Annotated in this window: 18 protein-coding genes; 6 read left to right on the top strand and 12 right to left on the bottom strand. The window is 44.6% G+C overall.

Annotated features, from left to right (window positions below; translation table 11 throughout):
* Positions 1–11 precede the first annotated feature (11 nt).
* Positions 12–785, top strand: coding sequence for an isocitrate lyase/PEP mutase family protein (locus tag CLV42_RS25130; protein WP_106604689.1), 774 nt, complete (start codon positions 12–14; stop codon positions 783–785).
* Between the two features lie 105 nt (positions 786–890).
* Here CLV42_RS25130 and CLV42_RS25125 read toward each other — a convergent pair whose 3' ends face one another.
* The 4 genes from CLV42_RS25125 to CLV42_RS25110 form a co-directional block, all read right to left on the bottom strand.
* Complete coding sequence (locus CLV42_RS25125; protein WP_106604688.1) at positions 891–1,889, bottom strand: phosphotransferase; 999 nt, start codon at positions 1,887–1,889, stop codon at positions 891–893.
* 11 nt (positions 1,890–1,900) lie between these two features.
* Complete coding sequence (locus tag CLV42_RS25120; protein WP_245901733.1) at positions 1,901–2,266, bottom strand: MarR family transcriptional regulator; 366 nt, start codon at positions 2,264–2,266, stop codon at positions 1,901–1,903.
* Positions 2,267–2,409: 143 nt separating this feature from the next.
* Entirely contained in the window at positions 2,410–3,252 is an 843-nt protein-coding gene (locus tag CLV42_RS25115; protein WP_106604686.1) for an SDR family NAD(P)-dependent oxidoreductase, read from the bottom strand.
* 142 nt (positions 3,253–3,394) lie between these two features.
* Positions 3,395–5,275: a hypothetical protein gene (locus CLV42_RS25110; protein WP_106604685.1), complete on the bottom strand. Its 1,881-nt coding sequence runs from the start codon at positions 5,273–5,275 to the stop codon at positions 3,395–3,397.
* A gap of 194 nt (positions 5,276–5,469) precedes the next feature.
* Between CLV42_RS25110 and CLV42_RS25105 the strand changes: the two genes are divergently transcribed.
* Both CLV42_RS25105 and CLV42_RS25100 read left to right on the top strand, forming a co-directional pair.
* Positions 5,470–6,180: an alpha/beta fold hydrolase gene (locus CLV42_RS25105; protein WP_106604684.1), complete on the top strand. Its 711-nt coding sequence runs from the start codon at positions 5,470–5,472 to the stop codon at positions 6,178–6,180.
* A gap of 67 nt (positions 6,181–6,247) precedes the next feature.
* Positions 6,248–6,814, top strand: a complete 567-nt coding sequence (locus tag CLV42_RS25100; protein WP_245901732.1) for a Crp/Fnr family transcriptional regulator — start codon at positions 6,248–6,250, stop codon at positions 6,812–6,814.
* Positions 6,815–6,932: 118 nt separating this feature from the next.
* On the opposite strand, the gene CLV42_RS25095 is transcribed toward CLV42_RS25100, so the two are convergent.
* Entirely contained in the window at positions 6,933–7,535 is a 603-nt protein-coding gene (locus CLV42_RS25095; RefSeq protein ID WP_106604682.1) for a DUF7010 family protein, read from the bottom strand.
* A 41-nt stretch (positions 7,536–7,576) separates the two neighbouring features.
* Positions 7,577–8,485, bottom strand: a complete 909-nt coding sequence (locus tag CLV42_RS25090; protein WP_106604681.1) for an AraC family transcriptional regulator — start codon at positions 8,483–8,485, stop codon at positions 7,577–7,579.
* Between the two features lie 160 nt (positions 8,486–8,645).
* Here CLV42_RS25090 and CLV42_RS25085 point away from each other — a divergent pair, with 160 nt between their 5' ends.
* On the top strand, positions 8,646–11,432 hold the full coding sequence (locus CLV42_RS25085; RefSeq protein ID WP_106604680.1) for a sugar-binding domain-containing protein: 2,787 nt from the start codon (positions 8,646–8,648) through the stop codon (positions 11,430–11,432).
* A 114-nt stretch (positions 11,433–11,546) separates the two neighbouring features.
* Here CLV42_RS25085 and CLV42_RS25080 read toward each other — a convergent pair whose 3' ends face one another.
* Together CLV42_RS25080 and CLV42_RS25075 are read right to left on the bottom strand one after the other, a co-directional pair.
* Positions 11,547–13,073 (bottom strand): RagB/SusD family nutrient uptake outer membrane protein, encoded by a 1,527-nt coding sequence (locus tag CLV42_RS25080; RefSeq protein WP_106604679.1) that lies wholly within the window; start codon positions 13,071–13,073, stop codon positions 11,547–11,549.
* Positions 13,074–13,087: 14 nt separating this feature from the next.
* On the bottom strand, positions 13,088–16,162 hold the full coding sequence (locus CLV42_RS25075) for a SusC/RagA family TonB-linked outer membrane protein (protein WP_106604678.1): 3,075 nt from the start codon (positions 16,160–16,162) through the stop codon (positions 13,088–13,090).
* A 365-nt stretch (positions 16,163–16,527) separates the two neighbouring features.
* Here CLV42_RS25075 and CLV42_RS25070 point away from each other — a divergent pair, with 365 nt between their 5' ends.
* Complete coding sequence (locus tag CLV42_RS25070; protein ID WP_106604677.1) at positions 16,528–19,086, top strand: RICIN domain-containing protein; 2,559 nt, start codon at positions 16,528–16,530, stop codon at positions 19,084–19,086.
* Positions 19,087–19,253: 167 nt separating this feature from the next.
* On the top strand, positions 19,254–19,835 hold the full coding sequence (locus tag CLV42_RS25065; RefSeq protein ID WP_106604676.1) for a dihydrofolate reductase family protein: 582 nt from the start codon (positions 19,254–19,256) through the stop codon (positions 19,833–19,835).
* A 78-nt stretch (positions 19,836–19,913) separates the two neighbouring features.
* Here CLV42_RS25065 and CLV42_RS25060 read toward each other — a convergent pair whose 3' ends face one another.
* Genes CLV42_RS25060 through CLV42_RS25045 form a run of 4 tightly spaced genes read right to left on the bottom strand, consistent with a single transcriptional unit; the run spans position 19,914 to position 24,551 of the window.
* The gene (locus CLV42_RS25060) at positions 19,914–20,906 is read right to left on the bottom strand and encodes a glycosyltransferase family 2 protein (RefSeq protein WP_106604675.1); all 993 of its coding nucleotides are present in this window, start codon (positions 20,904–20,906) and stop codon (positions 19,914–19,916) included.
* A gap of 28 nt (positions 20,907–20,934) precedes the next feature.
* Entirely contained in the window at positions 20,935–21,957 is a 1,023-nt protein-coding gene (locus CLV42_RS25055; protein ID WP_106604674.1) for a UbiA prenyltransferase family protein, read from the bottom strand.
* A complete protein-coding gene (locus tag CLV42_RS25050) occupies positions 21,954–23,195 on the bottom strand; it encodes a glycosyltransferase family 4 protein (protein WP_106604673.1) in 1,242 nt (413 codons plus the stop codon). Before CLV42_RS25050 ends, CLV42_RS25055 begins: the two co-directional genes overlap by 4 nt.
* A 12-nt stretch (positions 23,196–23,207) precedes the next feature.
* The gene (locus tag CLV42_RS25045) at positions 23,208–24,551 is read right to left on the bottom strand and encodes an ABC transporter ATP-binding protein (protein ID WP_170117640.1); all 1,344 of its coding nucleotides are present in this window, start codon (positions 24,549–24,551) and stop codon (positions 23,208–23,210) included.
* Positions 24,552–24,651 lie beyond the last annotated feature (100 nt).

Genomic DNA, 24,651 nt, shown 5'->3' with positions numbered 1-24,651 from the left:
TAATACAAAGTATGAAAAACAGATTTGACGAATTTCTGGCACTACATCACAGCAATGACTTATTGCATATCGGAAATGTATGGAACGCACAGAGTGCAAAAGTATTTGGAGCGCAGGGCTTTAAGGCAGTAGCGACATCCAGTGCTGCTGTGGCATCCTCCCTCGGTTTTTCTGATGGCGAGGGAATGGCTTTTGATGATTATTTATTCGTCGTTCAACGGATCATTGCATCAACAGATGCAATAGTAAGTGTGGATATCGAAGGAGGATATGGCCGTACTGCAGAAGAGATCAGCAGTCATATCAAACGTTTATATGAGGTAGGGGTGTCTGGTATCAATATCGAAGATTCTGTGGTAAACGGTGTTGAAAGACGCATTATAGATGCAGGTGAGTTTGCAGCAAAAATGCGGCAGATAATGGGACTGCTCGATAAAGAAAATATTAAAATGTTTATCAACCTGAGGTCTGATAGCTTTTTACTCGATATGCCGGGTGCATTGAAAGGTGCGCTGGCGCGAATACAGGTCTACCAGGAAACAGGTGTGCATGGATTGTTTTTCCCCTGCGTCAATAAGATAGCTGATATTACACAGCTTACTGCTGCATCAAAATTGCCGGTGAATGTAATGTGTATACCTGGCTTGCCATCGTTTGATGACTTGCAAAAGGCAGGTGTAAAAAGAGTAAGTGACGGGCCGTTTTTGAATATGCACATTTATAAAGCGCTGGAAGATACTATCGCAAAGATCAGATCAGAAGATAGTTTTGCCAGTTTGTTTTAACCCCGGCAATAGCATAATAAAAGGGACTGATTATCTGCAAAGATGATCAGTCCTTTTTTATAGCAGGCGAAGGCCAGGGTGTTTGTTGTCAACAAGCAGGGAAAATTATCCGATGGCAGTGAGTGCGGCTGCAAAACGAGGAGTACGCATCTGGTGCACAGCTTCATTCAGCAAGGCTTTCCCATACATAAACTGACCTTCATAGGTAGCCAGGGATATTTTACCGGCTCCCATCTGCGGGTAGAGTTCTTTCAGCGTGATGCCTTCCATCTCCTGGTTATGTACGTAGTCCTTAGGTTTCCCCTGCGCTGCAAGCTGGAACATCAGCATGGAATAAATGATCCTGCCCACCTGGCGCATGATGTAAAAACGCGCTGCTTTGTAATCATCTGCCGGGCCGTCAAAGTAGGTGCTGAGGAATGCGCGTTCCTGTTCTTCGGTATGTACAAAGAAATTGGCAGCATTGGCCAGATCAATATACCGGTCGTTTAAATAGGAGGTGCCCCAATCGATGATCCAGATCCGTTCTCCATCACATAAGACATTGCTTGGATTGAGATCATTGTGACTAAATACCTGCTCTGCATCATTCCAGGGGTATTTGCTTCTTATCATGTCATAATTGCTGAAGCACTCATCGAATACAGGTCCTGATAACATATTAAGCTGTCTGAATCCGGCTATTATGCCGTCAATGGTTGCCCGTAGATCATTACTGTCAGTATGAGAAGGCACGCTATGAATGGCTTTGATGGTCGCAGCCAGTTCCTGCGGCAATCTGTCTGGTCCAAAAACAGTACGCACAGGTTTACTATCGATAAAACCACTGATAGAGATGCCATTTGCGGTATCCTCGAAGTGCAGGGGAGGAGCAATACCTGCTGCTGCCGCCAGTTTGTGGTTGGGGGAGAAGGTGGTCGTTTTGTCCAGCTTTAATACATAGGGTTTATCGTTGATAATAATTTTAAATACAGGAGCGGCAGAAAGTCCGCCGGTCAGCAGCGAAATATCCATAACGCTGGTGGTGCCGAAAGTTTGCTGCAAAGCCGTTTCAACTGCGGCTGTCAGCGGTGCAGGGATGTGTTGGGAGAGTGTCTGTGACATATTGCATGGGTTTAAATAGTCGTGCCGAGTAGTTTAAATAGTTCGGTAAGTGATTGGTTCCTGGTGATATCAGCGGGAAGAATCTCTTTGGCAATGGCGTTGGCGGTTTCCTTTGCTTCTTCAAAGATGCGCCGGCCCGCAGGTGTCAGTACGGCATAACTTACGCGCGCATCTCTTTCACTGGCTTCTCTCGCAACAAGGCCAGTTTTTTCCATCGGTAATAACATCCGGGTAATACCGGACGCGGTGAGTCCTGCCTTTTCTGCCAGGTCGGTCCGGCGGAGTCTTCCTCCCGGAGCCTGGTGAATCAGGTAAAGGATCGCAAAATCTGTAAAACCTATGCCATGCACGCTTAATCCGTCAAATCTGCGCGACATAACTGCCTGCATTTTGGCAAGGTTCAATAGTAATTTAAGAGAATGATTTATTGTTGCCATATACTTGAGTAGTCAAGTACTTCAAAAGTAAATATATTTTTGGGATTATAAAAAAATGAGGGAAAATTTCCGGGGAGGATGTATTATTGGAAATCTGCCGAGATGGAAGTGTTCTTCCATGCTTCCAGTTCTGCGGCCATGGTGGCAATTTTTTCTGATGCCCGTTTGTATGCGTCCTGTCCCAGATACAGATGCAGGGGAGGTTCTTTACTTTCTGCGAGTTCAATTAGTATTGCTGATGCTTTATCAGGATCGCCCGGTTGTTTGCCATTGCCTGCCAGGTAGCGTTCGCGTGCCGCTTTGACTGCTTCATAGCCCTCAATGCCGGTATTAATATTGGCCAGGGAATTTTCAGTAAGAAATCCGGTACGGAAACCTGAAGGTTCTGCAACAGTGACTTTAATGCCGAATTCTTTCACGTCCAGTGCCAGTACTTCCGAAAATGCGGCTATTGCAGCCTTAGTAGCCGAGTAAACAGACCAGCCGGGAGCCCCGACAAATCCTGCCACTGAACCAACGTTAACAATGTAACCCGATTGTTGTTTGCGCATGAAAGGCAGTACTCCCTTCACTACATTGACAGCTGACAGTACATTCACATCAAAGATTTTCCTGATGTCCTGTTCGGCAATTTCCTCTACGGCGCCCATCATGCCATACCCGGCATTATTCACGACCACATCAATGTTGCCAAAAGCGGCGATCGTTTGCTGGATAGATTCATTGACACAATCGGGGTTGTTCAGATCAACAACCAGTGGAAGAAAACGTTCTGTGTCGATAACACCTACTGCCTGTTTTAAGTTTTGAGCATTACGTGAGGTAGCTGCTACACGATAACCGCTTTCGAGCAGCTTTTTAACAAGTGTGAGTCCCAATCCCTGTGAGGCTCCGGTTACATACCAGACTTTTGAATTGTTTTTCATTGCTTTGTGTTTTAGTGACAAGGCAAAGTTGCAAAGGAATTATGTGGCAATTGCGTGACCCACATCACATTTAATAACAAGGAGAGTTGAGCCACATGAATAGATAACAGCAATCCAATACTAATGTTTTAGTTACTTTTTCTTATCCGCGCGTCATATAGCGAATAACTGCCAATAAATAATTATCCAGGCCTGGTTGTCTTAAAATAGCGTTTTGTATATCAGGGTGAACATATCCATGCTCTGTCCCGGGGCGCAATCTGATCTGTACAGCCATGGCGTCAACATAACCCTGGGCATGTCCTGCCCCCATACCTGCGATTTGGAGGACGGCTCTGGCTAAATCCGGTTGATCCCGGACAAAAAGAAACTCCCGGCTAAATGTCCCCTGGGCCTGCGCCCATTGAATAATACCTAAATAATGCGCTGTCATTTGATCAGCATTCAAATTATGGACTGCCGGAGGGGCTATGACTGCAGGTGCCGCCGCAGCTTGTGCTGCGGGCGATGCAGCTGAAGTTGTTGCTGAAAGGGTTGCCCCCGCTGCTGCCGATGCCGATGCCCCTGTCTGTTGTGCTCCTACTGTTACCTGTGGTGCTGCTGAAGGAGCATTTGTTGGTAATGCTGTTGCCCGTAATGTTGCACCTGCTGCCGCAGCAGCCGATGCCCCTGTTTGTTGTGTTCCTACTGCTACCTGTGGTGCTGCTGGTGGAGCACTTGTTACTCTTACCGTTGCCCCCGCTGCTGCAGCAGCTGATGCCCGTGGCGCTCCCACTTGTGGAATAGCATGGCTAGCCCGGTTCTCCGGACGGCTGGATCTGTTTCCCGATGCAGGTTCAGGTGATCGGCTCCTGCTTCTGCTGCGACTGAGCCGCCTGTGTCTATCTCTGCTTCTACTTCTGCTGCGACTACGACTCCGGCGTCTCCTCCTAACGGATGCCCTATCCGGAGGTACATACATAGCATCCGGGAAATCATCACTTGACAGGGTTCCACTGTCTCTCAGAGAAGAGGCCAGTGCACGGAAACCGAAGTCTTGTAATTCCTCAAAACGTTCAATCTCCTGTCCATATCTTCCCGGTTCATGTGTAAAATAGGGAACAGTATCTCTATGCGTCCGAACGTCTGCGCCGGTCAGGAAACCTGTTCCGAACTCCATTCCGGCATAAAGTCCGGGACGGCCAGGCAAGGGCCCCTCTAGCCTCCGCGATGCTATGACGATGCCTTCCTGGCGTCCTATCCGGGATTGAGCATACTCGCGGGTTGAATGTTGCTGATTGGCAGCTTCAGTAGAAGGATGGCGATTCGCCGGATTTTCACGATCTTCTCCAATAGGAATGGCGTGATCTGGCTGAATATGCGCATGGGCGGCCCTGGGGTAGTCCGGCAAGCCGTAAGCCGCTGCCTGGGCACGTGCTGTTCCCCCATTAATTGTTCTCTCGGCTCTCCGCTCCTCCTCATGGGCTACCCGTTGTCCATCATGTGGCCAGGCTACACTTGTGAGTCTTTCACGTTGAGGCATTACCTGTCCTGGTGCGGGCGGGGGTAATGGGAATGGAGCGCCTACTGCACCTGCCGGGCCGTCAGCGGCAGCTAGAAAAAGACCATTCGGCCGGGATGAGGATGATCCCAAAGAAAGGCCAGGGTTTAATGCATGATCCACACGTACTCTGCCCCGCGCTACCAATTCCCGCAAGTCACGTTCGGTGGGCTCGTGGCGACCTTCCCAATGTGATTGATTGCTATTTGGATGATCTACCCATCTAAACTGAGTAACAGGGGTAGCTTGTATCTTATTGAACTGTTTTGGCGGAACGCTGTTATTTACCATTTCCCGGTAGGCTTTCAACTGCTTTACCCTGGGGCTATTCAAAATAACCTCTTGCAGCTTGCGCTGTACAATAGATTGAGGACGATTGTCGTCAAATGTGAAAGCCTGGCCACTTTCACCTTGTATTGGAGCCTCGCTATCTGCGGCTGCCCGCTTATTTTGTTCCCCCGATTTGTTTACATGGGTATCCATGTTCAATAGATATTATAGTCTGAATGGTATATAAGGCTGGGTAGTGCTTAATGGTATAGTATTGTAGGAAAGATAATACAAAATTCCTGAAGGCCTTATGATGTTTTATAGATTTAACAGCATACCATGGTGATTGTGATTGTAGTCACGGACGCAAATAATCGGAGCAGCTACTTTTGCTTAAAAATTATAAGATGAAACAAAGTATGATTTTGCTTCACGGTCTTTTTGGGCAACTTAGCAATTGGGATAGTGTTGTTGAACAATTTGGAACGTCCTGCAATGTATATGTTCCCGCTTTACCAATTTATGATACGCCGAAGAAGGAATCACTTTTTTTTCTACTGGAATTTCTGGAAGGATTTATACAGGATAATAACCTGAAAGACGTTATACTGGTTGGTAATTCGCTGGGAGGACATGTGGCTGTTTTATACGCTTCACGTCACGGTTATAATGTTAAAAAATTGATTTTAACCGGTAGTTCCGGGCTATACGAAAATACCAACATGGGTGGTTTCCCTAAAAGGAGCACGGCTGCCTATATTAAGGCAAGAGTTGAATATACATTTCACGACCCGGCCATAGCGACAGAAGCGCTTGTTGCACAAGTGTTAAGTATTACAACGGATGCTCAGAAATGCCTGAGTGTCCTTCGGGTTGCAAAACATGCTCAGCGTCATTACGTGGCGGATCTTTTACCACAGATATCTGCTCCAACATTACTAATTTGGGGAAAAAATGACAGGATCACGCCGATGCACGTTGCCCGGGAATTTGCAGGCATGATCCCTGATACTAAACTGGTAATATTGAACGAATGTGGCCATGCACCGATGATGGAAAAGCCGGCCGAGTTTAACTTTGCATTGCAACATTACTTACAGGAGGGTATCACCCAATAAACCGATAACATATACCAATATGTCACTACCGTCTTATTATCAAAGGCTTATAACAAAATATCCTCAGGTGTCAGTCGCCGAGTGGCATTTGCTTGATCAACTTGCAACTGTCAGACACATTAAGAAAGGAGAGCATTTTCTGCGGGTCGGAAAAGTAGCACGATATGCTGCTTTTATTTTATCCGGCCATTTTAAATATAATTTTACCGGTGATGACGGAAGCGAGAAGATCCTGAAATTTGGTTTTATGGATGATTTTCTTACCAATTGCCAAAGCTTTAATAATAATAAACCTTCTTATCTGAACATTACCGCACTGGAGGATTCTGTGATTTTGAGGTTTAATATCAATAATGTCCGGCCATTGTATGATCTGCACAGCAGTATATTACATGTAAACCTTCAGGTGTACCAGCATATAATGGAAGAACAGGAAGAACATCAGTATATACTATCACTGAAAAGTCCATTAGAGCGGTATCGCTTTCTGATGCGTCACCGTCCTGCTATCATTCAGAAGATTTCTCTGACTAATATCGCCAGGTATCTTTTTACGAGCAGGGAGGCGTTAAGCAGAGCAAGGATTATGGTGACGAAGAAATTGGGTGCGGCACATCAGTATGTGAAACAGTGAAGCCGGCCATTAGTGCCTGGCAGCCAAAAGATGATATCAGGAGCGTGATGCTTCCGCTTCTTCGGCTGACAGCGCAGATGCAGATGATGGGTTCGGGAAATGCCGGAATTGCGGATGATCATTTATCGATGATCCGCATCTTCAGTCCTCTGATCAGCATAGAACCTCCACAAACAGCCGTTGCTACAGCCATCCCCACACCAATAAATGTGATTACCCAGGAATAAGATAACACGTTGTAGATGGAAAATAGTATCCCGCACACAGCTACAGCTGTTGACCACGCAGCCACGTAATAATCCTGGTTACGTTTAAACAACCAGCCCAAGGGGAAAAAGTGTAATCCTATCACTAGTGCTATCACCGGGATAACCAGATCGGGGTGACCTAAATTGTTAACAAGGTTGATCCCTATTAAAATACCCAGCCCTTCACCAACAAAAACAAGGGTGAACCTTTTGTCGCGTTTTTTATCTGCATCTGAAACCACTTCTACACCCTGATCCCGGGAATGTTTTAACGCTTTTATAAACTTAAAGGCATAACGTAGAAGTATCAAACTTAATATGAGGAACAAAATCAGTGCGAATTTATAAGGGCTGTCCTTTAACCCCATATAGGCAATAACTGTCCAGATACCGGTAAAGGTGGCCATCATTAACATTCCTGTGGCAAGGCCCGATAATTTGTCTGCTGGTTTAACTGTAGATGCATTGTTCATATTCGAATTTAATAAAATAATTTATTTTCCAGCTGCTTGCCTTAGCTTGTGCCTACTTCTGAACTTCTTTTATTTCTATACTCCTGTGGAGAAACGCCCATTGTCTTTTTAAATATCCGCGAAAAGTAATGCTGGTCAAACATGCCTACTTCCAGCGCAATTTCTTTGATCCTCCGTTTTGTAAACAGCAGGTACTGGCAGGCTTGCTGCATTTTCAGGTGATTATAATACTCAATAGGAGAGAACCCCGTTTTTTTCCGAAATAAAAGGGAAAAATGAGAAGGTGAAAACTGGACGTGCTGTGCGATCTTCTCCAGTGTCAGATTCTGATCTACATTCTTCTGCATATAGTCGATAGCACTATCTACGGTGTCAGTCTCCGTATTATTCATCCGGGATTTGTTTTTCTCCTGATAAATAAAAGTAGACAGATAGTGCCAGAGATACATATTGCTATACATCAGGTGCTCCATACTATAACCCCGTTCCAACAGCGTATATATTTCATTGAATAAGCGGATTGTTTTTTCACTGTCTGGTATAAATCCGCCGTAACTATTTAAATATTGATGTATTTGTTTTACCCAGTCATCAGCGGATTCTCCCTTGAAATGAATCCAGAAGATTGTCCAGGGATTATCTGCATTGGCTGCATAGGTATGCTTAGTTAAAGCAGGTATAAGATAAAAATCACCAGGCGATATCTTATATTCCTGTTTATCTATGATCATACTACCTTCTCCTTCATGACAATAAATAAGAATATGCTGATCTGTGCCATGCAGGCGTTCCCTGTAATGGTAGCGTGCTTTCGGGTAATAACCAATATCAGTGATGTATAGTTTTCCGATCAGTGGATGTGTACTGCATTTGTTATTTAGCACAGATTTTGGAATGTTAACGGCCTTCTGCCCCTGGAAGCCGTCCTTTTTTCGCTGCCTCTTTACCATGGTAGTTTTTTGAAAAAAAAGTAAGAATGTCCACAAGAATAGTCATATAGTCGCTCCTTATTAAAGTTAAAAAAAGTTTTTTTGTAAAGAAGTCTGATTCTTTGAATCCGTACTGGGCAAATACAGGAACAACTGAAATATATAATAAAACACGCCTGAAATGAATAAACACGTTAAACTGGTATTACTGGCAGCAATGATGGCCATTCACATTGCTGTGCCGGCACAAAACAGGATCTCGCTGGCTGGGAAATGGAAATTCCGGATAGATAGAGACGATCAGGGTATTCAACAGCAATGGTATACCCAACAATTGAAAGATTCCCTGAAATTACCCGGTGCTATGCAATCCCAGGGATATGGCGATGAGCCTTCTGTCAACACGAAATGGATTGGCGACAGATATGAGGCCTTTCTGACGGAAGACAAATATGCACCTTACCGGAAGGATGATCACTTCAAATTCCCCTTCTGGCTAACGCCAAAAAAATATTACATGGGTGCTGCCTGGTATCAGAAGGTTATTAACATCCCACCGCATTGGAGCGGGAAACATGTCAGTCTTACACTGGAACGTTGTCATTGGGGTACTACTGTTTATGCAGACAGTCGACTCATCGGAGCAGATAGTAGCCTGGCTACCCCGCATGTTTATGACCTGAGCCACCTCAGCCCGGGTAAACACACACTTACTATCCGCGTAGACAACCGCTACCTTTCAGAAGTAGGTATCAATGCGCACAGCGCCAGCGATCAGACACAGGGGACCTGGAATGGTATTGCGGGAGACATTGTACTGGAAGCAGGGAGCCCTGTTTTTGTAAAGCAGGTGCAGGTGTATCCTGATGTCGTCAACAGGAATATCCGGCTTGAAATAGCCCTTGGTCATAGCGGTAAGGCAACTGCAGCAGGTAGTCTTTCTATAGCCGTAGACCAGTTACCGACCTTAAAGCAATCTTTCAGCAACGGTGACAGCACCTTATCATTTACTTATCCAATGGGCGATCATCCTGTATTATGGGATGAATTTAACCCTAAGCTGTATCAACTCACGGTACAACTACAAACAGCAGATAAAAAAAGCAGAGATAGTAAGAAGGTTAGTTTTGGCATGCGTAGTGTGGGAACTGCCAACTCAAAAATTACAGTCAACAATCATCCTGTATTCCTGCGGGGAACACTGGAATGCGCCATCTTCCCGTTAACGGGTTATCCACCCACAGATACAGCAGCGTGGGCACGGATCTTCCGCATTATAAAGGCGCATGGACTCAACCATATGCGTTTTCATTCATGGTGCCCTCCGGAAGCCGCATTTACGGCTGCCGATCATGCTGGTGTGTATCTTTCTGTTGAGGTAGATTGCTGGGCAAGAGTAGGAGATGGCCTGTCCGTAGATAATTTCCTGTATGACGAAAGTAACCGGATCATTGCTGCTTACGGTAATCATCCTTCCTTCCTGATGATGGTACCCACTAATGAACCTGCAGGCGGTAAAAACCGTGACCCGTATCTGGCAGCATTCGTAAAATATTGGAAAGACAAAGACAAACGACGTCTTTATAGTGCGGGTTCAGGATGGCCCGCCATTGCGGAAAATGATTATCATGTGATGCCGGAACCGCGTATTCAGGCCTGGGGAGAAGGCGTTAACAGTGTCATTAATGCCAAGGCGCCAAATTCGCAGTTTAACTTTAAAGAAAAGCTCAAAGATAAACCGGTTGTAGCACACGAAATAGGGCAGTGGTGTGTATATCCTGATTTTACAGAACGGAAGAAATATACGGGTCTGTTACAGGCACGCAACTTCGATATCTTCTACGACTTCATGAAGAAAGAACATCTGCAGGCACAGGCACATGATTTCCTCATGGCTTCCGGAAAGTTACAGGCATTGTGTTACAAAGCAGATATAGAAGCAGGTATGCGTACTGATTATGCCGGTTACCAGTTACTGGATCTGCATGATTTTCCAGGTCAGGGTACGGCGCTGGTGGGCATTCTGGATCCTTTCTGGAATAGCAAGCCTTATTTCACACCTGCAGCCTTTCACCGCTTTTCTTCTGCTACGGTGCCACTGGCAGTGATCAGTAAGTTTACCTGGAAGAATTCGGAAGTGTTTACGGCTGCTGTGCAAATTGCCCATTTTGGAAAAGAGCAGTTGAAGAAAGTACCGGTAAAATGGAAGATCACCGGCAATAACAAACGGTTAATAGCGAGTGGCATGCTGTCTGCAGACCTTGACTGGAAGAACGATAACCAGGCTGGTAATATCTCTTGTAGGCTCTCCGGTATCGGCAAAGCAGAAAAGCTCAACCTGGAAATCATATTGGATGGATTAGGCGCAAATGACTGGGACTTCTGGGTATACCCTGATACGGTAAATGTGCAACCCGGTAGTGACATCCTCATTGCAGATGCACTCACGCCTGAATTATCTGCAAAACTGGAAGCCGGGGCTACTGTACTGTTACAATTGAACAATAAAATCAGTGAAAAAAAGGGAGCTTCTATTAAAACGGCGATGTCTACTGTTTTCTGGAATACGGCATGGACTGAGGGGCAGGCTCCTCATACATTGGGTATTTTGTGCGATCCGGCGTCACCGCTGTTTAATGATTTTCCAACGGAATATTATTCTAACTGGCAGTGGTGGGATATTATTCACACAGCTCAGCCGATGCACCTGGATAATTTCCCTGCTGCATTAAAACCATCTGTACAATTAATAGATACCTGGTTTGAGGCAAGGAAGCTGGGTATATTGTTCGAAGCAAGGGTAGGAAAGGGCAAGATAGTGGTAACTTCTATTGATCTGCAGCATGACCTGGACACAAGGTTAGCTGCGAGGCAGCTTTATCATAGTTTGTTGTCATACATGCATACAAAAGCATTTAATCCTTTAATAGCAGTCAGAACGGAACAAATACAGGAACTGTACCAATAAAAGGAGGACGTACAAAAAATAAATAAAGAGAGCCCGTATCTTACTTTTGATACGGGCTCTTTATGTTTTTAGTTAACGGATGAAAGGCTAAAGATGCTTATAAAATCCGGCCAATTACTTCCAGTATGAATTTTGTTCTGCTTTAGAGTTAGCATTTATTTCATCCTGTGGTATCGGGAAGTAATCATGTTTGTTGACCACATAAAACTGCTTACCTACCTTATCGCTGTTGTTCAGTTCCTGTTGTAATAAACCCCATCTCTTCAGGTCGTAAAAACGTTGACCTTCGCGTGCAAATTCGAGCATGCGCTGGTGCCTGATCTCTGCCATCATCTGGGTGTCGTTTAACCCGGTGGTCAATGCGGGTAACTGAGCCCTGTTACGGATCATTGTGATATATGGATAGGCATCAGCTGGTCTGCTTTGCATCGTTACTGCCTCGGAAAGTAGCAATAATACATCAGCATACCGGAGTGCTTTTTCATTAATGCTGGAGGTATAACTACCGCCATTGCTACCGGTAAGCTCATTATTCTGTGTATAGTTCTGGTATTTCTTGAACATGGATTTATAACCGAACTGTAAGCTGAAATCGGTGAATGGTTTGTTATAGAATGTGGCCCCTGGATAATTCCACATCAGTGTAGCATACATTCTCGGGTCAAGCCCGCCGGTAGTCGTTTTTTCCTTTTGAAATTCATTGAACAACTTGTCTGTAGGACTCACTTCAAACCAACCGGAAACTTCGGACGGGGCGAACTCCTGTGCGGTCGTAACGCCGATCGACTCATTGGCATTTTCACCTGACCAGGGATTGGTACCGCCTACATCAGCAAGCTGAATCTCAAAAAGAGATTCCATATTGTTATCATTTACAACGGTAAAATTGTCGCCGTAATTGGGCATTAGCTGATAAGTGAAAGGACCAACAGTTAACTGTTTTAAGGTCGCTTCTGCGTTAGGCCAATCTTTCAAATAAATGTAAGACTTACCGAGAAAACCCAATGCGGCGCCTTTGGTGGCCCTGCCCAGATCAGCGGCAGAATAAGAGACAGGCAGGTCTGCAGCTGCTTCAGTGAAGTCTTTTACTGCCTGTGCCCAAATTTCGGTTTCTGTAGAAACAGGAATAAAATAATCAGTAGTTGTGGCCGGGATGGTGATCCTTAAAGGAACAGCACCAAAATTTATAGCCAGGATATAGTAGTTCAGCCCCCTCAGGAATTTTGCTTCTGCAATGTATTGTTTCTTCTTCGTGTCGTCTAAACCGCCGACTTTATCAATGTTCGCCAGGATCTGGTTCGCCCGGAAAATGGCGCGGTAGGAGATATTAAACACATTGTTGGCCGCGGCATTATCCGGCGTGTTGGTAAAGGTGGACAGCTGGTACAAATAACTCACATCATTTCTAATGAAGAAGTCATCTCCTCTTCCATTGGAAAGTTCAACACCTCTTACTCCCCAGTAACCACCATCTACATTCTTGAACAGACTATAGGTTGCTGCGAAGGCGCTTTGTACATCCGCTTCATTTCTCCAGAACGTTTCAGTAGTGATCTTGTTAGGGTTGGTGAGCTCCAGGTCTTTGCTTGAACAGCCTGCCATGACAGCCGTTGTTGCTATTGCAAAAAATATCTTATTCATGATGAATGATTTAATTATAATGATAACTGAATACCGAACGATACTACACGGGCAAGAGGATAGGCAACATGTCCAAAGTCAACGCCTCTGTCCAGTATGCTACCTGTTCTGCCAATATCCGGATTGTAGCCACTGTAATTCGTTATGGTAAATAAGTTATCCGCGCTGATATAAGCACGCATAGAAGTGATCTTAAATTTATTGTTCAGGAATTCCGGGATAGTATACCCTATCTGTAATGTTTTAAGGCGGAAATAAGAACCGCTTTCGAGGAAGCGGGAAGAGCTCTGTGTATTAAAGTTTGGATCGTTGATCACGGCTCTTGGAATATTGGAATGATTGGTAGGTGTCCATGCATTCAACGTAGCGCGGGAGTAATTAAACTCCAGGTTCATACCTTCAAGATCCTGCCTTAAGCCATTGTATATTTTATTGCCGGAAGTACCCTGCATAAATATGTTCAGATCAAAATTAAAGGCGGATAGATTCGCGCCAAGTCCGTACTCGAACTTAGGAAAGGGACTGCCGCAATTCACTCTGTCAGCATTACTGATGCTGCCGTCGCCGTTCGCATCAAGGAACTTAATATCTCCGGCAGATGCATTCGGCTGGATCAGCTTCCCGTTTTTATCCCTGTAGGCATTTACCTCTTCCTGTGATTGGAAGATGCCCACGGCCTTGATCAGGTAAAAAGCGCTCACCTGGCCGCCCGCCTCAGTAAGTGTGGTAGAAGCACCGTGATGGGTTGGCTGTCCGCCAAATATCTGCTGGGAACCCGTACCCAGTTCAATCACTTTATTCCTGATAGAAGAGAGTGTTCCATATACGGAGTAATTCAGTACTCCCACCTTATTGCCATAATTGATACCCAGTTCAAACCCTTTGTTTTGCAGGATGCCTGCGTTTACGGTTGGATTTTCAGAAGAACCGGCAGAACCGGGAATGGGGACTTCCAATAATACATCGGTGGTCCTTTTGGTAAAGTAATCAGCGCTCATATTCAGTTTACCGTTCAGGAAACCTGCGTCAATACCTGCGTTGATCGTTTTTGTATTTTCCCATTTGATATTAGGGGAGGCAAAAGCTGTCTGGATAGCACCAAACCATTTTTGCTGAGCCGCGCCTATTACATAGTTGATGTTGGAAGCGATGGCAGCACTATACTGGTAATCCCCGATCTCCTGGTTACCCAGTATACCATAACTACCTCTTATTTTCAAAGAGGATAATACCCTTGGATCTGCATGAAAGAACTTCTCATTGGAAAGATTCCACCCTACAGCAACAGATGGGAAGTTCCCATATCTGTTGTCTTTGCCAAAGCGGGAAGAACCATCTCTTCTGAAGCTGGCTGTGAGCAGGTACCGGTTATCATAAGAATAGATCACGCGTCCGAGTTGGGAGAGGAGCACACTTTCGGTACTGTTACCGCCTACCGTAGCAGCGCCGGAAGCAGCGTCGAGTTCTTTTATTCCATCAGGGAGGTTTGTTTTACTGGCAAGCCAGTAATTGTATTTCAGTCGCTGGTAAGCATATCCCGCCAGTACCTGAAGGCTATGTTTCCCGAAGTCTTTATTATAATTCAGCGTATTTTCCAGCAATACCAGGTTAGTGCGTTCCTTGGTCTGACTGAGGTCATTGGTAGCATGAGCAAACAGGCCACCTACCACATAGCGGCGTTGGTAGTCGTCTGTATTACCGAAGGAGTTGGTGTAGCCGACATTGAATTTATACTTTAAATTTGGCAGAATGGAGACTTCCGCAAAGGCATTTGCGAGAATAGAAGTCAACTCGTAACTGATATCTTCAAGATGTAACTGTGCTACCGGATTGGCTACATTCACAACCGGCCCTGTTGCTCCGGAATAGCCACCCACAGCAGTGGAGTCGTAGATGTTAAATACCGGGATCATTTTTGTGGCAGAGCCTACAGGATTACCTCCCTGACCACCCCAGCCTCCCGGCATGCGGATCCATTTTTCCCTTGTCAGCAGCAATGTTTCACCGATCTTCAGACGGCCTTTGGTGGCTTCTGATTTCACGCGTGCACCGTAACGTTTGTAGCCTGTTACGTCCACAATACCATCCTGATCAGTGTATTGTCCGGACATGCTGTACTTTGCGGTCTCACCACCACCACTTACACCCAGGTAATACTGTTGTATGGGAGCCGTTCTATAAATAGCATCCTGCCAGTCGGTCCCTTTACCTAGCTGTGACGGATCAGCGGCAATGGCTAGTCTTGGCAAACCGGCTGCATCATGTGCGGCATTACTTACTGTCGCCCATTCAGATGCATTCAGCACATCATACTTTTTGAGGATCTTCTGGAAGCCTACATTGGTATTGAACTGGATAACAGCCTTACCGGGTTTACCGGATTTAGTGGTTACCAGCACAACGCCATTCGCAGCTCTTGATCCATAGATAGCGGCAGCGGAAGCGTCTTTCAATACATCCATCGACTCGATATCTCCGGGAGCGACATTATTGATGTTGGCTACCTGTACGCCATCTACAATATACAGGGGATCAGCATTATTGAATGTGCCTACACCCCTTATCAGGATGCGGGTGCCGGAACCAGGATCACCACCGGCCGATTCTACTGTTACACCAGGTAATTTACCCTGCAATGCCCGCCCCACATTACTAACACCTTCTGTCTTAATATCTGCACCTTTTAAAGACGCAATTGCCCCGGTAAGATCCTTTCGTTTTACCGTGCCATATCCGATCACAACTACTTCATTTAAACCGGAAACGCTACGTTTGATGGGGATGTCATAAGAAGAAGCGTCTTCCACCTTGACTTCAGTAGTGCCATACTCCATGGAAGAAATAATAAGTGTGCTGCCTTTGGGGGCATCAATCGTAAAGACTCCTTTGTCATCGGTTACAGCTCCTTTTGAGGAGCCTTTAACACGAACAGATGCCCCGAACACAGGTTCCTTACTATCAGCATCTGTTATTTTACCGGATATCTTTTTCTGTGCATCTGCCATCAGGAAAGAAAAGAGAAATAATAGCAGCATGATTGGTTTACACCAGGCTCGAGGTGAGAGGCTCACACCGTGGAAATTTGTCATACGGAAATTGGATTTAATGATTTTGGCGATAGTTTACATAACGTACGCTAAAGGTAGTTTTTATAGCATAGCCGGATTAGGATAATTCAATTTTTTATGTGGATAATCTTATTAAATAAGCCCTACGGGTAAGGATAATGTCTTAATGACACCATTTTAGTTACTGATATTAAGATTTTACAAGGCGGACAATATACCCATCTCTCAAAACTGCAGGTTACTATAAGGTTAGTTATTTTTTACAACAGAGGTTCACTGCGCCCGTTTCGCTGTATTAGTGTTTTACTTTGTACTGTCATCTGAACAATCAACCCGCCATTACTTCCACGTCACAAATATCCCTTTAATCCATTAAAAATGAACCAATGAGAAAAAGCCTTTTGTACTTATTCATTCTTTGTCTTTGCGCAATTAATACCTATGCTCAAACCCTCAGGACTTTTTACATTGACTTCGGGCCTAATGATGTTACTAACGGCAACATCACCACCAGTCCCGACATCAATGGCAACTACTGGAACAACATTACGAATACCAGTACGACGGCTTCGCCTGTATATCTGTTAACAAACAGGAATGCATCCTCTGGTGCCTTTATAAGCATTACTGCCGGATTTAGCTCGAACGGTATCAATAATGGTGGTTTATTAACACCCGATGCGGTGCTCTTAAAAGATCTGGCTATTAATACAGCTACGCAGGATTACTTTCATACATCGACCTCTTCCAGTCTTTCGATAAGAGGGCTGGATAAAACAAAAGGTTACGTTTTTAGTCTATTCGGCACCCGGAATGATCCTGAAAAACGCGTTACCGCCTATTCACTGACAGGTGCTACATTCTACAATGGCACCCTGCAAACCTCCGGAACCGATTTAGGCGGCACCGGTTACCATGGTAATACGAAAACCATTCTGACCTCAGATATAATCATGCCAGATGATAATGGTCACATCAACCTTACAGTGACCAGATCTGAAGGCTCATTTGGCTATCTGGGCATTATGAAAATGAATCAGGTGGATCCTGTTGTCTATGAGCCGTACTGTCCTACGAAGGATATGAGTCGCATAGCCATTATGGGATCTTCTGTTCCATCGGGAACCGGCGCTACCAACAATCAAGGGTATGCCCAGTTATATGCGCAGTTGCTCACTGCGCGGGCAAATAGCGGGGTAGGGCAAGGATGGAATGTGTCAAACATCTCAGTACCCGGCAACAATACCATTAATGTTATCAACCGATGGGATAAGGACTTATTACCTCTCTGTGGCAAGTATGTTATCTATGCACTTTCATTAGGAAATGAAGGTATTACTACTGGGGGACAAGCTGTATTCGATCAGTTCAGGGACAATTTGAAATTGCTTATAAATAAAGCAAGACAACAAGGTATCGAACCTATTATCACCAATTGCTACAGCCGTGAGGATTATACGGCTACAGAATACAATTATATTAAGCAGATGAATCTATTGATTCATTCCTGGAATGTAGCCAGTATTAATTTGTTAGGAGCGCTGGACAATGGCGCTGGTAAGTGGGCTACGGGTTATAAAAGCGATGACCTGCATCCCAATGATGCCGGCCATCATGAATTTGAGTATGCCATTGTGCCCTCTTTGTTCGACGCGCTGAAAGCAGGAAAGTCTCAGCCTTACATGATAGATGGTACGTCGCTAAGTTTAAGTCAGGCCAGTGGTTATAAGCTTCAGATCAGGCCTGAAGAAATCCTTCATTCTTTTACGGTCTCTTTTAATATACAAACATCATCAACAGGGCAGGTAACAGAAATGAGTACGGCTGCAGGGCTGAATAAACTAGTGATCAATGCTACAGGTAAGATAGATTATTCATCGGCTTCATCAGGCGGTATTCCCGGACTCACTGTTATGAACGACAACAAATGGCATAAAGTAACACTGACCCATTATTATGCTATGGGTAAGACGTTATTGTATATCGATAAGGTGTTACAGGGTTCGGTTGCTGAAAAAGTGGTGATGACCACTTTCGACTTAAATGGATCCAATGCTCCGGTTGCCAATTACAGCACATTACTCCTTTATCGCTCCGGTATGACATCCGAAGAGATCAACGCAATGGTGGATGGCAATTTGCTGAAATCGAGTCTCGAAATTTATGCACCGCTTGACGGTGCGAATGTATTCAGCGCAGATCCTACCGTGAACCTGGCACAGAGTACAAACAAGATAAGGAAAGTGAATATTATTTCGGGTACTTACAATCTCCAGAACCGTTTCAGCAGGTTGTATATGGATGTTGATGATAACCGTATTACACAGGATGGTGCTAATATCCAGCAATGGAGTTTTATGGGTACTACAAATCAGCAATTTACGTTTACTCATTTAGGCAATGAAGTCTATAAGGTCATTTGTGTCAAATCCGGAAAGTCGATGGATGTATCTGAAGTCAGTACGGCAGATGGTGCTAATGTACAACAATGGGGTTATGTGAGTGGTGGAAACCAACAATTTCTGATGGTGCCTGTGGATAGTGATTATTATAAAATAATAGCAACACACAGTGGTAAGCTTGTGGAGGTTTCTGATTTCAGTACAAATAATGGTGGAAATGTGCAGCAATGGACGGATGTTAATCAAGTTAGTGGGCAATGGAAATTAATCCGTTTGAGCGCAGCCACACCACCTGCCATTGCCAGCATCGCGAAGAAAGACGATATGACTGGTATTGCAATATATCCTAATCCGGCGGCAACTACACTTTATGTAAAAGGGGTTAATGATCTGGTGAGCATTAAGGTGTATAATAATTCAGGTCAGTTGCAGCTATCCTCCTTTGGAACATCTATCGCAGTTGACCGGCTGACTCCCGGTGTGTATTTCGTGCATCTGAAATCGAAGGGGATCTATAAGGTGTTAAAATTTATCAGGCAATAAAATAAGTATACATATATCACTGAAAAGGGCCAAATCATTTCTGCTGATGATTTTGGCCCTTTTCACATGTTTTTGGGATAGGCGCAATCGCCCCCCGGGAATGTCGTTTTACCCCCCTGCGGTTGCACTGAGGGCTGCTTACATTTGAGGAAATAATTCTCTTAGCTATGCGAAAACTGATAATGAAAATGTCGATGTCTGTCGACGGTTTTGTGGCCGGTGCCAATGGAGAGATGGATTGGATCTTCAAGACCGGGGATGCGGAGTCGAAGGCCTGGGCTGTCGGACAATCCTGGGACGCAGGCCTGATTATCATGGGCCGGAAGTCGTTTGAGGTAATGGCGCCTTACTGGCCTACTTCAACCGATGCTTATGCCCCGTCGATGAACGAGATACCCAAGGCCCTCTTTACGCAAAAAGGATTTAAAGGCTTTGATCCGGGTGATGATCAGTCGCCTGCCGCAGCTTCATGGGCCGAGGCACAGGTCTTTAACGGCGGCGATCTTGCCGGGAAGATCAGGGAACTCAAAGCTCAGGAGGGGAAACCGATCGTAGCAATCGGGGGCGCCGGATTTATGCGGAACCTGATAGCGACGGGGCTTGTCGACGAGTTCCGTTTAGCTATCCATCCGGTTGTATTGGGATCCGGACTGCCGATCTTCAATGGTCTTGCGATGCCGCTTTATCTGAAGTTGGTCGATGTCAAGGTTTTCCCAGGAGGAACCACTGTACACATTTATGGCATATAACGCCTTTATTTAGATAATAAATAAACTACCCGCTGCAGCTTAAGGCAGCGGGCTTTGTTCGGCTGAAAACAGTACCGATCATGTCGTAGCTGGGAGAGAGAGCTTTTTTATCAGCTTTCTTGTGACTTTTCGCAGGCAGCGATATGTTAAATTCATGAATACATCCGGCAACAGCAATGGATAGGAAGTTAAAGACTTCCTGAGCATCTTGTGATTATTGGATATAGGATTTAACGTAAATATTTTTATCAGGTAGAGCTCATAAATATTGCGGGAGATCCTTTTGTTAAAAAAGGCAATTTCTGACTCATTCAGATGTGCCCTGTATCTCTCGAGAATGGCGCTAACATCATTGACATCCAGGTATTCTTTCAGTTCAATAATGTTTCTTCCATCGCATATATTTTTACCATCGGTACGTTTCATCCACAACTTTTCAGTAGTAAATGCTGTATTAGCTCCCTTGAACAATACCATGTCCAGCAACAGGCACCAGTCGTCAGCAATGTTTATCTGTTCATTCCATATTCCATACATGGCTGCTTTCCGGAATACAAAGGAGGATGAGGGAGAGGGGCACGCCCTCAGATAGATCTCCCGTGACGATGCGTTATTTAAAACAGTCCACTTTTTGCCTGAGGGATCTCTGTATTTATCCATCATCTTCGTATGTTCGAAGAAGTCAAAAATTCTCTTATCGCTGGAATACTGCGTCCAGTTTGCGAAAACGAAACTAAGCTGATGGGTCTCCAGCATCCCTATACATTGTTCCAGGAAATCGGGATTCCAGATATCGTCAGAATCCAATGAAGCTATATAAACTCCCTGCGCATGTAGCAGTCCCGTGTTGCGCGCTTTGCTCTGCCCGCCATTTTCCTGATAAATGTAGTTCACTCCTGTAAATTGACTGACAACATCGCGTGTATCATCGATAGACCCATCATCTACAACGATGATCTGCTTATTGGGGTATGTTTGTTTAAGCACACTGTTAATGGCGTCTTTAAGAATTTGCGCCCGATTGTATGTAGGTATGATAATTGAAACGAGTGGACTAGTTATAGTATTCATGTTCTCGGCAAGGAATTTAATGGGGAGATTACTTTTTAACTGTTGAAAGGAATGGCAGTAAAAGTGATGCAAACATTCTCTTAATACTTCTGAGTATACCACATATGTTTACCCGGAATAAAAAAAAGTGTAATGGCAAGCCTATGATATTTATTGGATCTTTACATGCATATAATATCAACAATGACAGGGGAAGAAAAACCTGATAATATTCAAACATGAAAATCCGGTACTGTACTGGTTTCGGAGTTATTAGTATTTGCCTGATGCCGCAATATTTTAGCAACAGCCAATTGTAGATAAAGTACAAAATCAATCCGGGGATAATCAGAAATAAAGCATGCAGCCAGATGAAAGTGGCAAAAGCCGCCATTTCAAGGATGATGATAGCGATGCTCAATCGCGACAGCTGTACGTCACTTATTTTTTGAACAAAGGTGAATAGTCCGCTGACTTTATCATTTTCCTTATCCGCCAGCTGATGCCAGAGAATGCCCCTCAGCCCGAAACAAAAAAGCCAGGTGGTCAGGAATACTAATGGCAATAACGCTATTGGCTGATTTGTCCATTGGTAAAAAGAAATAGCGAGGAACAATGTTGGAAATACCTGTGAGCCCAGCGCATCTGCCGCAATCCCCATAAATCCTCTTTTTTTCAGGCGGAAAGGAGGCAGGGAATATAAGGTGAAGGAAACATAGGCGGCGAAGTAAAAGAGGCTGGCGAGCGAAAGGAATTTCACAAAGTAGCCAATGATACACAGTGCCACCAACAACGGTAATGATATAAAAATTGTTTGTTGAACACGGGAGTAATTGGCCATCCCGTTTCTCTTACCGGCTTTGGCATCGTCCTCCATGTCTGTAGCATCGTTCAGCAGACTAACATAAATGGCACATAAGATGATGGCACTTACGGCAATCATCATTGATGGCAGTAAACTTAAAAACGTGTAATGGCTGTTTTGTATGATAATGTATACGACAGAGAGCATCGGTGGAATTTTATATTCCCACCAATCGTTGGCCCTGATGGCCGCTAAGATCTTTTTCATGCATTGATTTTTACAGGCTCATTTTCTATCCTGCTTAAAAGCGAATCAGCGAAATGTTTTTCTGGTTGCAGGGGCACATGTTCTTCAATAAAAGCATATGCGCGCTTTCCTACCGTGTCCCATTCGTTACGTGCCTCCCAGGCCCGTTCCATTGCCCGATCAAAATCATCTTCATTGGCATGCCCAATAAAACCGGTTACCCCATCAGTAATGACCTCCGGATTGCCACCCGCCATTGATACGATGGCTGTTCGTCCGCAGGCCATTGCTTCGAGTAATACCAATGGTAATCCCTCGCTGCGGGAAGGCAGAATCAAGGCATGGTGATGCTGCCATAACCTTGTAATATCTTCAACATAATCGAGGAATTGCACATTTTTCAGGCCTAGTAATGCTACCATTGCCATCAAGGCTTCCTTATCGTTGCCCGCACCAATAAACGAAATTGTAATTGGTCTTGTTTTCCACTTTGGCATGGCCATTATCCTGATCAGAATATCTTGTCCTTTGTCCAGCAGAAAATAACGACCTATGCAGGCAAGTCGAAATCCCTGTTCAGTGCCTGGCATGGGGATCAGCTGCCTTGCCACTTTCACTGTATTGTAAATAACTTCCGACTTTGGAAAGCGCGTACCAAATTGCTCTTCTGTTAACCGTTTATTGTGATTCGATACAAAATAGGAGCATGAGGCATGCTGATAGACCTTCCGTAGTCCGGCCCTGTTAATGTGTGCCGGCCAGTAAAAATCTACTGCTTTCTGTGCGATGAGTGCATAAGGTATTTCCAGCTGTAAACAGCCATAGGCCATCTCAAGACCGTCAAAATTCATTCCCTGTGATACAATGACAAATTGTGGTTGTATCTTTTGCAGCTTTTTTTTGACCCAGTAGCTATTATCGTCATGATGCAGGATATGATCCCGTCTGAGACGGTTAATGACCCGTGTGAAACACTTCTGCACTAACCTGGAAAACATGTTTATTACCCTGCTCAGTGTAGCATGTTTCTTAGTTGCATTTAATATCCAGGCCGCTGGTAATAATTCTTTCAACAGCACTCCCTGCCTGGAAAGGTGTACGAATTGTTCGTGTTGCTTATTGAGATTACGTTTTAATACGACTATGCTGTACCCCGCAGACTGAAAATGTGGTATAGCACGTCCCCATAGTTCTTCACTACCTCCCCAGTCTTCCTGACAGCTGGAGATGATAGCGATTCGTTTACTGGCTTTTGCCATTGGTTAATTTTATTACGATTTAAACAATGCCGCGTATGTCCCTTTTTTTTGAATCAACATTTCATGTGTCCCATATTCGATGATTTTTTTGTCACCCATTACATATATAAGATCTGCCTGTTGGATTGTTGACAATCTGTGGCTGATAACGAGTGCTGAACGACCTCCCAGTTTTTGTTTAATATTTGCTAACAATTCATGTTCGGCAATGGTATCAAGGGCACTTGTTGCTTCATCCAGTATAACCAGTTGGGATTTACTGTAGAAGGCACGTGCAATAGCCAGCCTTTGCCATTGTCCGATACTGATTTCATGACCATTTTCAAAAGTCCGTCCGAGGACTGTATCGTATTGATCTGGGAAATCGTTGATATAAGTGGCGGCCCCTGCATCTTCTGCTGCTTTTTTTATTCCGGTGGGATTGAAGGGCGCATGAATATTTCCCAACCGGATGTTTTCATTGGCGCTCAGGTTGTATTTGACAAAATCCTGGAACACAACACTGACTTTACTACGATATTCATTTATATTCAGCTCACGGATATCTTTGTTCCCAATACGGATCATGCCTTCCAGGGGGTCGTATAAGCGACAAAGTAATTTTATCAAAGTAGATTTGCCGGCGCCATTCAAGCCAACCAGTCCGATAACCTGGCCGGCAGGTATATGTAAGTGAATATTTTCCAAAACATACTCTGTGGCATGAGGATATTTAAAGGATAGATTTTCCACAACAAAATCGTTCGATTCTCTTTTCTCAGTAAGGGCTGTAAAAGCGGCAGATTCTATAGTAGGCTTCAGCTTAAAAAGCGCAAAGATATCTGCCAGATACCTGTTGTTCTGATATAGACCTGAAATTCCGCCTGCAAGCCCCTGCATGACGGAAAAGGATTGTGGGAAAATGACCAGGAATACGGCAATGTCGCCGACACTGGTTTTACCGTTCATAATGCCGAAAATAATATAGGCAGTTACTGCAAAGAAAGCGGCTGTTGTTACTATCGTGGAGACAAGTTCAATAACGGTCCTTCGCCTGCTATGTTTTAACTGATGTGTCAGTAATGTTTCTTTAATCTTACCATACTTAGTTAATAGGTGCTGTCCCAGGGAAAAAGACCTTATTTCTTTGGCAGACATATCTCCTGTAATCAATGAGCTCAGGTAGGAGGCTTCACGCTCGATCCCGGTATGCTTTCTTTGCCATAGATAAAGTGATTTAGAAAACTTAATCCGTATAATGAGCAGTGGTGCAACAAACAGGCACAGTAATGGCGGCAAGATCCAGTCTATCGAAATCAAAATGTATCCCATGGAAGCAAGCATAGCAACATTGCGGCCTATTTCCTGCAGGCTCAATACAACAGCGTAAGGTCTGTCAACGCCTGCTTCCCGGGCTCTTTTCAAAATGTCAAGGTAAGCCGGATCTTCATAACAGCTATAGTCCAGGCCTATTGTA

Origin of the sequence: Chitinophaga ginsengisoli (genome assembly GCF_003014595.1) — a bacterium.
Classification (GTDB): domain Bacteria; phylum Bacteroidota; class Bacteroidia; order Chitinophagales; family Chitinophagaceae; genus Chitinophaga; species Chitinophaga ginsengisoli.
This window is presented reverse-complemented; position numbering and strand designations above follow the sequence as displayed.